At 28.3% G+C, this 11,941-nt stretch carries 12 protein-coding genes and 1 pseudogene; 1 reads left to right on the forward strand and 12 read right to left on the reverse strand.

The features are described 5' to 3' along the window. Positions 1–144 precede the first annotated feature (144 nt). Positions 145–225 (reverse strand): annotated as a pseudogene (locus tag RYL55_RS06975) (prolyl-tRNA synthetase associated domain-containing protein); the annotation flags it as partial. A gap of 169 nt (positions 226–394) precedes the next feature. On the opposite strand from RYL55_RS06975, the gene hemH reads away from it, so the two are divergent. Beyond that, positions 395–1,492, forward strand: a complete 1,098-nt coding sequence (gene hemH, locus RYL55_RS06980; RefSeq protein ID WP_315008230.1) for a ferrochelatase — start codon at positions 395–397, stop codon at positions 1,490–1,492. Between the two features lie 68 nt (positions 1,493–1,560). Here the strand turns inward: hemH and RYL55_RS06985 are convergent, their stop codons facing one another. The 11 genes from RYL55_RS06985 to RYL55_RS07035 form a co-directional block, all read right to left on the reverse strand. Next, positions 1,561–1,929: a TIGR02328 family protein gene (locus tag RYL55_RS06985; protein WP_315008231.1), complete on the reverse strand. Its 369-nt coding sequence runs from the start codon at positions 1,927–1,929 to the stop codon at positions 1,561–1,563. Further along, entirely contained in the window at positions 1,913–2,317 is a 405-nt protein-coding gene (locus RYL55_RS06990; RefSeq protein WP_315008232.1) for a YbgA family protein, read from the reverse strand. Before RYL55_RS06990 ends, RYL55_RS06985 begins: the two co-directional genes overlap by 17 nt. Positions 2,318–2,480: 163 nt before the next feature. Continuing rightward, the gene (locus tag RYL55_RS06995) at positions 2,481–3,488 is read right to left on the reverse strand and encodes a nucleotidyl transferase AbiEii/AbiGii toxin family protein (RefSeq protein ID WP_315008233.1); all 1,008 of its coding nucleotides are present in this window, start codon (positions 3,486–3,488) and stop codon (positions 2,481–2,483) included. After that, positions 3,481–4,086, reverse strand: coding sequence for a DUF6088 family protein (locus RYL55_RS07000; RefSeq protein ID WP_315008234.1), 606 nt, complete (start codon positions 4,084–4,086; stop codon positions 3,481–3,483). Before RYL55_RS07000 ends, RYL55_RS06995 begins: the two co-directional genes overlap by 8 nt. A 181-nt stretch (positions 4,087–4,267) precedes the next feature. Beyond that, complete coding sequence (locus RYL55_RS07005; RefSeq protein ID WP_315008235.1) at positions 4,268–4,570, reverse strand: type II toxin-antitoxin system HicB family antitoxin; 303 nt, start codon at positions 4,568–4,570, stop codon at positions 4,268–4,270. 240 nt (positions 4,571–4,810) lie between these two features. Beyond that, on the reverse strand, positions 4,811–6,268 hold the full coding sequence (locus tag RYL55_RS07010) for an SIR2 family protein (protein WP_315008236.1): 1,458 nt from the start codon (positions 6,266–6,268) through the stop codon (positions 4,811–4,813). A 29-nt stretch (positions 6,269–6,297) separates the two neighbouring features. After that, positions 6,298–8,961 carry a DEAD/DEAH box helicase family protein gene (locus RYL55_RS07015; protein WP_315008237.1) on the reverse strand — a complete coding sequence of 888 codons (2,664 nt, stop codon included), beginning with the start codon at positions 8,959–8,961 and terminating at the stop codon, positions 6,298–6,300. A 43-nt stretch (positions 8,962–9,004) separates the two neighbouring features. Then, entirely contained in the window at positions 9,005–9,199 is a 195-nt protein-coding gene (locus tag RYL55_RS07020; RefSeq protein ID WP_315008238.1) for a hypothetical protein, read from the reverse strand. Positions 9,200–9,362: 163 nt separating this feature from the next. Next, entirely contained in the window at positions 9,363–9,632 is a 270-nt protein-coding gene (locus RYL55_RS07025; RefSeq protein ID WP_315008239.1) for a hypothetical protein, read from the reverse strand. Beyond that, the gene (locus RYL55_RS07030; protein ID WP_315008240.1) at positions 9,617–10,126 is read right to left on the reverse strand and encodes a hypothetical protein; all 510 of its coding nucleotides are present in this window, start codon (positions 10,124–10,126) and stop codon (positions 9,617–9,619) included. The genes RYL55_RS07025 and RYL55_RS07030 overlap by 16 nt, the downstream gene beginning before the upstream one ends. A 35-nt stretch (positions 10,127–10,161) precedes the next feature. After that, a complete protein-coding gene (locus RYL55_RS07035) occupies positions 10,162–11,880 on the reverse strand; it encodes a hypothetical protein (protein ID WP_315008241.1) in 1,719 nt (572 codons plus the stop codon). Between the last annotated feature and the right edge of the window lie 61 nt (positions 11,881–11,941).

Below are 11,941 nucleotides of genomic sequence, written 5' to 3' on the forward strand. Positions count from 1 at the left end.
GACGAAGATGGACTAAGTACTCGAATATGCATTCCTTTTTGTAATTTTTTCATATAATCACCTCATTTTATAACTCAATCACGTGTGGTTCGTATCCTATTTCTTTTAAGAAGGTAAATAAATCCTGAGTATTGATAAAATGTGAATACCTTCCATCCCTTCGATAAAACGATTTGTTTGTTCCGTTGTTAGTGCAGGTTCATGTTCCACAATTTGAAATGGAATGCCTAATTCATTTAACGTATCTGCTACGTTTTAATAGATAGAAAAAAACTCCCTATACTTTATTTTCTTTATTATAAACTCTTCTTAACCACTATTTCAATGTATTCTACTAGTCAGATAGTTATAAAAATGTTATGATGAAAAAAAATTCACATAGGAAAGTGGTTATATGACAAAAAAAGCAATTTTACTTATGACATTTGGTACACCTGAAGGATATACATTTGAAGATATCGCAAGATTTTTTACAAATATTCGTCGTGGTGTTCGTCCAACGGATCAAGAAATCCAACACTTGTATGACAACTACCAAAAAATTGGCGGAAGTCCCCTACAAGAAATTTCAAAACAGCAAGCAGCAAAATTACAAGAACGAGTACAAGGAGAATATACCGTTTATTTTGCTAATAAATTCTCTTCTCCATTCATTCCAGAAGTCGTTAAACAAATGGAACAAGACGGAATCGAAGAATGCCTGGGCTTAGCTCTTGAACCCCATTACTCTTACTACTCCATTTATGGATATGAGAAATTCATCGAAAGCAAAACCATTCGTTTCCACATGGTAAAAGATTGGTATCATAATCCAAACTTACTACAATTCTGGGAACAGGAAATCAAAAAGATTTTAACCGAAGACGTTAAAGAAGACAGCTTTAAAGTCGTCTTCTCAGCACATAGTGTACCGGTTATTGCATTGGAATTCGAAGATCCTTATATCGACCAAATTTATAAAAATGGACAAATCGTTGCAGAAAGATTGGGCTTGGAAAAACATCAGTACACTCATACATGGCAAAGCGAAAGTGATATTGGACTACCATGGATGAAACCAGACGTTCTAGAATACTTAAGAGAACAAACGGAACATCCTGAACATTATATCTTCATTCCAATTAGCTTTATTAGCGAACATATCGAAGTTTTATATGACAATGATATCGAATGTAAGGACTTATGCGATGAGTTTGGCGTACATTATCACAGACCACCAATGCCGGATGATCATCCACTCTTAGTAGAAGCCTTATACGAAACGGTTCGAGCTCACAAAACAGAAAGCTTCACTCTTAAAACACATGAAGAAGAAACACTGGATGAAATGTTACCACCAGAAACATCAAAAAACATTCTAGAACAAGAATCTGATATTCAAATGCCAGAATTCGTGAAGAAATTAATCGCTAAAAAAGGCAGAGAAAATGTTAAAATGCCGGAGTTCGTCAAACGAATGTTAGAACAACGAGCAAAACAGAAAAAACAATAAGACAGAAAGAACCCTGCACCCAAAACTCTATACTTTTGGGTGCAGGGTTTCATCATTTTTATGATTATCTACTCTTCAATTTCAATGCCTTTTAATCGTAAATTCACGATACATTCCTGAAGATATGCTTCATTATGTTCTTTATAAATTGGAGTATTTATCTTTACTGCCGCAAGATTATCATAGCTTTCTGCAATCTTTCCACGATAATTCTTATCTCGCCACTCAGTTGCTACTTTGTAGCCTCTATTATTCATCTCATCCATAATCAATGTATGATAACAAAATAGGTGATAAGGAGAATATAAAAATACATACTCGACAGTTTTATGTTTCTTATTCCATCCATTTCCCCTAAGCGCACAACATTCTCTATGCTGTCCTAATAATTGATTCTTAGGTAATTTTGATATCATTTGTTCATGCCATAATCTCATCTTGTTCTCCTGTTATTAACGTTGATTGTTGTAAATAGTTATTGGGGTATTTCTCTAATAATGTATGGATATAATGGATGACAGAACTTTGATCACTTACTCCAGTTCTATACTCCTCCAGTAAACGAAACAATTCTTCTTTTTCGAACCTTTCTGCTGTATTTTTAAAATATCCCCATACATGAAGAATTGCATTATGAAAGTCTTTTTTACTTTCTTGTATATCATTTACTTGTTTGATTTTTTGAAGTAACACATTTACATCAACTTCTGTTTCTTTTAAATATTCTCTGATTTCCAAATAAATTTTATGGGATTTACTCAACACGTAATATTTATTTCTTGTCCATAGCTGTTCACATTGTTTTCGGATATGTTTTTGATTCACTCTACACCTTCTTTTAAACTAGAAAATAATCTAGCGGATAACTTCTTCAATTATTATAGCATTGAAAGTGTGATACCGGAAAGTTATGAACTTTTTTATATAATTTTAGTTCTAATAAAAAAACTCTCCCAATCGTATGATGCTACGATTGGGAGAGGGGGAGTTAATTATTTTTAATTACATTATTTAATTCCTTTTCATATGCTTTAAGGTATTCTACTATTCTATCGAATTCTACTTTTTCTCCGAATAACATATTTTTCATACTGTCATAATCCTTAGAAAAAATTAACAATGCTTCCTCAGATGGGATTAATTTTAAATTTCCATCCATAATTTCATCATACTTTGCCCAATTACAGGCATAAAATTTTTTCTTAAATTCTATAACTTCTTTTAATAATTCTAAACGATCAAAACTTTCGTGTTTTACTGAAGTTAATAACATTTTATAAATATCATAATAATGTCTAGAATATCTAGTTGGAAAATTCCCATTCATTCGATTAGCTTCTCTATGAAGTATTGTTAATTTTTCATAAAATGTTCTTAAACTATTTACTGCTACAACATTTATATTTTCGTTAAAAATATCAGAATATACTTCTTCAACATATGACTTTATAATCTGATTACTAGCAGGAATAGGTTCTGATAAACATCCAATTTCAAGCCTAATAACTTGTAATATTGATGGATCCCTATGCATTTTAGGGTAATCAAAACAAATTGTTTGCTTATCAAACTCATCAATATAAAAATTAAATTTCCTATTCTTTAATAGAATGTTAAAATCGTTTCTTAAAATAGGTAGCCATTGCTCTTGAAGAAATATTTCTGTTTCTGAATTTAGTTTCTGATTAAACTTAAGTTGTTTTGTATTACTCCTATCTTCATAAGGTTCCGTTTTATCATAACCTAATAATGTCCAATCCAAAGCCAAATCAATATCTTCTGAGAATCTTTCAATCAATTTATATACTTTTGATAAACTTGTTCCACCTTTAAATACAATCGAATCTTTATATTTAAAACTACTAAATAAATATTTTAAAATCACACAAACCCAAAAATCTTTCTCAACTATACCTTTAGATAGTTTGAGCTTATCAGCAGTATTATTAATAACAAGCTCTAACTCTTCTTCCGTTAACTCCAGTAGCTTATTCATAAGAAACCTCCTGTATCTTTTCAAGAACTTCTTGTATCCAAAACGGTAATTTTAACGTATCTTTTTTTAAATCTTCATTAATATTTCTTGCAAAAACTGCCAATTTTTGTATATTTTCATCTGTTATATTCTCTTTACCTAGGGCTTTAATAGCTTGAATAAGAATTGATAATTCTTTTGAGTAACTACTTATATTTCTATTCGTTGTATTCTTAAAAGAAATTTTTTTGTCTCTATATGAATATTCCCTATATGCACCATCAGAAATATAAATGTATTCATTCGGTACTTGGGTAGATAAACCAGTGTAATTCAAAGCTGTATCACCTGCGGGCGAAATCGTCCATGAAAATTTTTCAGCTAGTTTTTCTGCAACTTCACTTGCATCTGGATAAGAATATTCCTTTAAAATCTCACTATATTTAGGTTTTATATAAAGTCCATCTATTAATCTAGTAATTTTATTCTCTTCATTTAAACGATATAAAACAGATTTAATCGTATTTTTTGTTCCAATATGATAGAAATCATGAATTGAAAAGATTTTTCCTGGATTTTCTGTCATTATTTCCTCTATTTGATTCGTTATCGAACCCATCTCAAGCACCTCCTTGCACCCAAAATTATATATTTTTGGGTGCAAAATAGCAAATAATTGTTTTGAAAATACAAAAACTCGCTCATTCGTATGATGCTACGATTGGGCGAGGGTGGATCTTAGGCTATTTTTTCTTTTTTTCCATATTAGCTTTGCTATAATCTAGTCGTTATGTCGTTTCTTAAATATTATGATTTCTTACATACTCTTTTAAATCTACTTCAATTAACTTAACAAAACTATTAGATATATCTGAAAACTTATCATCTTCGACAGTGATTTCATCTAACTTACTTGATTTTGGAAAATCATTATTTTCTAGATATTCTTCATATACCCAACTTCCAATATAGTCTTGTGCCATTTGTACAGCTTCTATTTCATTTCTACCTTCTGTTGATCCATATTCTAAATCAGGAAATACAACTGTATATCCTTCATTATCTTTATTCTTATAAAATATTGCTGGATACGTTACAAACATATAATCACCTCATTGCTTTAGTTAGAAATTATATAATTACTTTTAAAACTTTTTCTTATTACTTAGTAAAAGATGACCAAGGCATTGTATACTTCCTGACCTAGTCTTTTAGTTGAATATTAAAGCTAAAGTACTCGCAAGTAAAGTAACATAAATTCTTTAACCATATGATAATTTTTCAATACTGTCAACTATATAATTACCAACTGTAAATGCTCAGTATTCGTCTAACTTAACCAATTAAATACAACTTTTACTATTTATTTTTATTAAATTATAATCATTCCAAATTAGCCAAGGCTCAAAGTTTGGTACTGTATTATTTAGATTATTTACAATATTTAAACAATATTCAAATCGATTTTTATCTCTACCATTCTGAAGATCATTAAATAATTCATCTTTTGTTTCAAAATATTTTTCACCAAGTTTAAACATAAATATTTTTTCTAATTCATTTGAGCTAATATATTGAAGGAGTGAAATTAGCACTGTAAGATATCCAAAATTAAAATATATTGAATCATATTCTTCATTTTCTAAACTATAACTATAATATTTTTTTAGTAAAGCAATCTTTTGTTCTAAGTAGCCAGGAATTAAATAATCACCTTTATTTCTATTCGCAATACAATGTTCTAAAGCATGAATAATTCCATCCTGATAAGCAATAGAAAGCAATAATTCTGGATATTGATCAATATCTTTAAAAAAAACAGATGAATTTATAATCTCGTTATGCTGATTTTTTTTGATATTAAGAAGTTCTTCGGCATAATTATATAATTCCTTTGAGAAAAGTTTACCTCTATCTATTAAAATATTATTAAGTTGATGAACAAAATATGTTCCATCAGTTATAATAGGAATGATTACCTTATCTTCATTATTTTCCCAGTTTTTATCAACTGTAACTAAATAAAATTGATTACTCATATTTCCTAATTTTTCTTTTAAAATATCAAAAAGCTTGTTAAGATCTTCATCCCCAAAAGAAAAACCGATAAAAACAACTGTTTTACTAGCTAATAAACTTTTTAACATACTACCAGTTAAGTTATTCGCTAAATTTTGATATGAATCCTCATAATCTTCTTCTGTTGCTACAATTGAAGCAACATTATTAATTGAACCGTGCACTTTAAAAACTCGCTTAGTAAATGCATCCCATAAACTACAATCTTTATCATTTACTATAGGTGAACAATCACAAAAATCCTCAAAATAAGTATCCCAATTTGTTGTTATTATTGTTTCAATGTATGGATTCGCTGATACTTCTCTATGAAACCTAGTTGCTATATCTAATAATTGAGGAAACGATTTAATATAATCAAATCGTTCTTTTATTTTAATTAATAATTTTTGTCGTCCTTTAAAAAAAGTATTAGTATATAAGCTCATCAATTTTGAAAAACTTAAATCTAAATCACTTTTAATAGCTGATCTATTTTTTAATTCATTAAATATATCAGTATATAATGAAGATTTAAGAACTAATTTAGACTCAGTACTTATACCAGCTCCACAAAAAAGAACTAAATTTTTACTTAAGGCAGCTTCAACAATCTCATCTGGCATATCAAATTCTGAATTATTAATACAATATGAACAATTACATGATTTATTTGATTTCAAAAATTTATCTCCTTCACTTTTGTTGTAAAGTTTAGAAACAATATTAATTGTTTTAAACATTTTTTCTTATCTTAGTTTAAGAACCTTTGTTATTCAAACTCTGAATCTGGAAGTATATTTTTCAACGCACTTTCAAATTGAGATTTTGTGTTTTTCTCGTTGAAGAATGGTAATCCGATAATTCTGTACTTATCATCATCAATTAAAACTTTTGATTCTGAACGTTCCGTAATTTCATTTAAGAATGCTTCTTTCCAGCCTTCTTTACTATTCTTGAAGGTGTTATTACTATCTAAGAATTGACTTCCTTTTGGTTCAATAAAAATTTGCCATGAAATATTTCCAGTTTTCTTATCATTAGCAAATAACAAGAAATCAGGTTCGAACGCTTGTCCATCTGAAAAATTAAAGATACGAACACCTTTTTCATTTCTCACAAGGTAAATATCTGACCATTGTTTTTCTAAAGTAGTCATTAGATTTTTAATAGAACGAACGAGTAATTTTTCTTCACTTGTTCCAAAGTTATCATCGTACGCATACCAATTTAATTCATCAATATTTTCAAAATACTGAGTTGATCTAGCATTTTTTTGTGAGATTCCAAATTCAGAATTTGAATTCTCTTGAATACTATATTTACGAATGATATTATCTTCAAACACTTTATGGATTGGGTAAGGCTTAAATTCATCTGATCCAATAAATTTCTCTTCCATTGGAATTAATAAGCTTTCCATCTTCGTCAATAAAGATTGAGCAATAAATAATTTTTGATCTGGAGTAAGTGATTTTTCATCAATAATATTACCAATGACTGTTACTTCTATATCTTTTAAATCATCTATAAAGACTGATATACTTGGTAAACCAATAATAGCTTTTTGAAGTTTATCAAATGTATAATTCTTATTTTGATTGATTGCATGTCTCGTAATATTATTACCAATTACTTTACCATACTTAAATGTTACATTTCTCAAATCTTCTTCCAACGCTGTTATGTCATCATCTTCAAATACAGAAAAACCTCTAATACTACTTGTTGGTAATTTTACTTCAATAGATTCTGGAATAAACTTAGTGTCAAACAAACTTTCTTGTCTCACTTCTAAAGCTTCTAAATAGCTTAATCTCTCATTCATCCATACTACGCCATTAGTGTATGTTCTTGAATTTTTAAAGGAATCTTTTAGTTTTAATTCTCTTTCAACAGTATTTTCCTCATCAATAATACCAGAAGTACGTAAAACAATTTTCATTTCTGAAATATATTTAGGATTATTTGCTGCATGATAGTGAAGTTGTTCAATGACACGTAATTCAGTATTTTCATTATCATCAAATTTACGTGTATATTTATCTTCTTGCTGATTATTTAATGTAAATGGATAATAACGTGCACCACGACCTATTAGTTGTTTTTCTGCATTTGTAGTTTTTCCAGGAATAAATCCCTTAGCAGTTTGTTTTCCATCACGTTTATCATATAAACGAACAATGTCAAATAAATTTAAAACATCCCAACCTTCATTTAACATATCAACTGCAAAAATTGCTCTAATTTCGTTTGTTGGTTGCTCTAATGTGTTTAATAAAAGTAAATCTTCTTGAGACTTATTCTTACCATCAATCAACATTAATCTTTCAAGACGGAAATCTTCTCTCAACTCATCAATCAAGTCATTTAAACTGATATCTGATGCTTCGAAATATTCTAAAGCCTTTTGTAGAATATTAATTCTTTTCTCATTATTCAATTTAATAACAGATTTTTGTTGTAGAATCATTTCAGGAGTTAATTCCGATAATAACTCATTGAATAAATTTAAATTTTCTTTATTCTCAGCAATTTTCTCAGATTTAAACATCACTAATGGTTTTAAATTAACATTATTTTTTAATGCAATCTTTTTACGATATTGACTAATTAATATCGCATTCAGCATTCTGACTTTTAAATCACCATCTACTAAATGGAATAACACGTCTTTAGAATATTTATCTAATCTAAATTCTTTTAAATCATATTTAAAGATTAACGATTTTTCGTATTTAGTTGCTATATCCTTATTTGATAAGTCAATTGTTGCTGTAAATTCAAAAATACTTGATTTCTTTGCTTTTTGTTGAATGTTGGCTATAGTATTAGTCCAGCTAGTATTTTCGTCTTTCTCCCCTTTACTAAGGCCAGCATTTAAATGATGCGCCTCATCTGCTAATAATACAACTGAGATATCTTCAAATTGTTCATAGGATAAACGATTTTCTCGAGGAGTATTTAAATCTTGATGCAACTTTTGAATAGTAGTAAATACAATATTAATACTATCTTCTTGTGCATCTGAAAAATCTTCTACCTCTCTAATATTGACTACTTGATGATTCATCACAATTTTATCTGCAAACAAATACTTATTATCACTGCTTGTAATAAAGTTGCTACGAGTTTTTGTTAAAATATTATCGTTATTAACAAAGAAAATGAAATTTCGTTCTCCTTGATGATATTTTTCAAGAATAACAGCTGCCATTAATAAAGTTTTCCCTGAACCTGTTGCCATATTAAATAATACTTGTTCAGGAAAAGTTGCATCATGATCCTTATAATATAAATAACGCCCAATTGCCTCTTCTTGATACAGTCTTAAGGGATAACGAAGGTTCTTTATAATGTATTCAGGTATATCTTCTCTAAAATTACGAAATCCATCTTTTTGAGCAGTATCATACTTTTCATATGTGAATCGCATGTTATACCTCCTTATAGAAATTTCTATTCTATTCTTTCTCTTTTTATGTCACGTTATTATCAATATCATCAATATCTGAATAATTGACATATAAGTTATTTTGGTCAATTAATTCAATTAATAATTGTTTTTGATCTACTAAACTTAAACGGCTAAATTCTTCTTTATGAAGTTTCTTTGCTTCTACTCGATAAGACAGGAATGAAGATTTTTTAATCTGTTCAAGTAATTCAATCACTTGTTCAGTAGTTGTTGAATTTTCAATTATATTTAAGAAATCTTGTGCATCATTTTTTAATTCACAGTAAACAAAGGAACCTCCACTTTGCCAATCTACATCTTGAGAAATACCACCTTGTTCTCCAGCAAAAACTTTTTTTAATCGTTCTACTGATACAGTTCTAGTCAGGTGGATTGTTATCCATCAAACTAAAATGATTATTTAATAATAATTGCACATATTCCATTATCACTAGAATGATTAGCCTATTTTCCCTCGATAAAGTTTCTTTTCCTGATTTATTATATGGCTGATCTGTTGGCATTAATCCGTTTATTAAAAATACATCTTGTTCTTCAATTTCAATAATATCTTTAATAATAATGTCTTTAGAATTTTTTTCGATTGATAAATCCATTCTTAATGTATTTGTTTTTAAGTCTTCCAACAATACTGGTAAAAATAAAAAATCTTATGTTTGGCAAGAGATCTTTTTAAAATATTTAGATTCGTTTGATTTTTTGCCTCCATAGTATGAAGTTTAGTTAATTGGCTAAAAATTCTCGGTGTACTATTTTTCTCTATATTTTTAGATCTAATCAAATCTTCACCAATAATGACTCTATACCAATATGGATTAGCCTTATTAATCCCCGTGATAATACCAAGAGTAATTTTTTCGACTTTTATTTCCTCCTTCCACTTTCTAAAAATATCTATTCCTTCTTTATTATCAAATAATAATCCTACAAGAGGTGGATAGTCATAATTTTTGTCACTAATAACTGTGAGTCCCCTCCAGCCTGCTTTTTCCCATAACGGAATATAAATCACATTACTACTGTAGATTTTTTCATGCGACACTTTAAAAATTTCAATATCTTCTGGTTTTTCCCCATAGATAATCTCATTAAATTGATCCATCTTTTCTAAATCTTCTTGCATTTGATATTCTTTATCTATTAAACTATTTTTTCTAGCTAATTTATATTTTTTTCATTTTCTAACCCATCTAATAAATAATAATCTTCATCAAATGCAACAAAAGTATCTAATGTACAGGAGCAATATAATGTTCTAAACATTATTTCTTCATCTTCAACAAATTTATGAAATTTTTTGAACTCACTCTCATATGGAATCATTTGCGTAATAAATATTGATACAATAATAGTCAATTTTTCTAATACAAAATCTCTTTTTGAATATTCTCCTATTTCTGAAACATTTGAAATATATACATCGATGACATTATCATTTTGCTTAATTTCTATTTCAAATTCTTGTCCATATTTCTCCTCTATATTAACTATAAATTCTGGTAGTAAGGGAAACATTTGATTGTAAATAGAAGTAGCAAATATATTTTCAAACAGTGCCAAAATAGTTGAGCCAAACTCTCTGAAATAACTATGATTCTCATAATTAACACATATATTGCAACCCATAACCTTCGTTTTTAACTCAACATTTTGAGAAGAGCTTTCCTCACTAAATTTATCTTGAAAGTATTTAGATGCTGGTTGTTCAAGTAATTGTTTCATATATTCATCAACAGAATCTTTTGTTCCAACAGCCTCAACAAAATCGTCATCATAATATCCCAGATTATATTTTAAAGCAGCTGATGATATCTCTAATCCTTGCTTTTTTAGAAAATCTGGAAAACTTATATATTGTTCAATACTCCTATTTGTTAAATTTAATAATGCAATAGCTAATAATGCATCGTAATGTGTATAGCTCTCCATTTCTGTTTTCTCATCAGTGTCATATGGGTACAACCCTAATCCAATGAATTCTAATTCATTATATTTTAATGAAGGCTCAATTCTCCCTAAACGTAATTCCAAATATTTTAATGACCTCGCAGATAAAAACAAACCTGGAATTACATTTCCTTCAAAGAAATATAAACCCATTGAAACCATAAATGCTCTTATATAATAACTTCTTGCACTCCATAACAGATCAATTTCTTCAAAAGCTCGACCTAATCGTATATAAGTTTGAATTAAATCTATTTTAGAGTTTTTATGAAATAGCTTTGTTAAAGCTCGACTATAGAATTTAATTGACTTATATACATCACTATTAAAATAATCATCTCCTCTTTTTAATAATAATTGTGAAGATTCATTATTCTTTGACTGCTTTTCTAGTAAATCAATAAGAAGTTCAAGTAACTCATCATACTGAGGACATTCCTTCAAGATATTAAGTTCCATAACACTTTTTAATTGATATAAATCAATATCATTATTAAAATTAAAATCACTAAGAATCTCGATATATGTTTGTACTATATCATCCCATTTTTCAGGATATTGTAATCTCATCATTTGATAATCAAATTTAGCTAATTTACCTCTTTTAGGATTCTCAGTATCTTGAATGAATCTCTGAAATGAATCTACTAAAAACTGAGTATGATCTTCCATTTCATTAATTATTTTTTTACCTTTATTGTGATTAGAATTCAAAGTAATCCAAAGAGTACTTAATTTTTTTAAAATTGAATAATTTTCAGAGTGTTCTTTATATATATTCTCAAGTTCTAGATACATTTCATAATATCTATCACGATCTTCATACCACCATATTATTGTCCAACAATAATCATATATAGCATTTGCATAATCCTTTATGCTACCATATTTTTTAGCTAATCTAAGGTTTCTATCCAAACCATTAACCATTGTAAATCTAAGAAACACAAACATTTGTGACACGAACCAGTGTCAATACAACTTGTGGGAC

Source organism: uncultured Granulicatella sp. (assembly GCF_963515615.1).
GTDB lineage: Bacteria > Bacillota > Bacilli > Lactobacillales > Aerococcaceae > Granulicatella.

What these genes read in the sequence shown, in the direction of transcription:
- hemH (WP_315008230.1), top strand. Translation starts at nt 395, where the DNA reads ATGACAAAAAAAGCAATTTTACTTATGACATTTGGTACACCTGAAGGA.
- RYL55_RS06985 (WP_315008231.1), bottom strand. Translation starts at nt 1,929, where the DNA reads ATGAGATTATGGCATGAACAAATGATATCAAAATTACCTAAGAATCAA.
- RYL55_RS06995 (WP_315008233.1), bottom strand. Translation starts at nt 3,488, where the DNA reads ATGAATAAGCTACTGGAGTTAACGGAAGAAGAGTTAGAGCTTGTTATT.
- RYL55_RS07000 (WP_315008234.1), bottom strand. Translation starts at nt 4,086, where the DNA reads ATGGGTTCGATAACGAATCAAATAGAGGAAATAATGACAGAAAATCCA.
- RYL55_RS07005 (WP_315008235.1), bottom strand. Translation starts at nt 4,570, where the DNA reads ATGTTTGTAACGTATCCAGCAATATTTTATAAGAATAAAGATAATGAA.
- RYL55_RS07010 (WP_315008236.1), bottom strand. Translation starts at nt 6,268, where the DNA reads ATGTTTAAAACAATTAATATTGTTTCTAAACTTTACAACAAAAGTGAA.
- RYL55_RS07015 (WP_315008237.1), bottom strand. Translation starts at nt 8,961, where the DNA reads ATGCGATTCACATATGAAAAGTATGATACTGCTCAAAAAGATGGATTT.
- RYL55_RS07030 (WP_315008240.1), bottom strand. Translation starts at nt 10,126, where the DNA reads ATGCAAGAAGATTTAGAAAAGATGGATCAATTTAATGAGATTATCTAT.
- RYL55_RS07035 (WP_315008241.1), bottom strand. Translation starts at nt 11,880, where the DNA reads ATGGTTAATGGTTTGGATAGAAACCTTAGATTAGCTAAAAAATATGGT.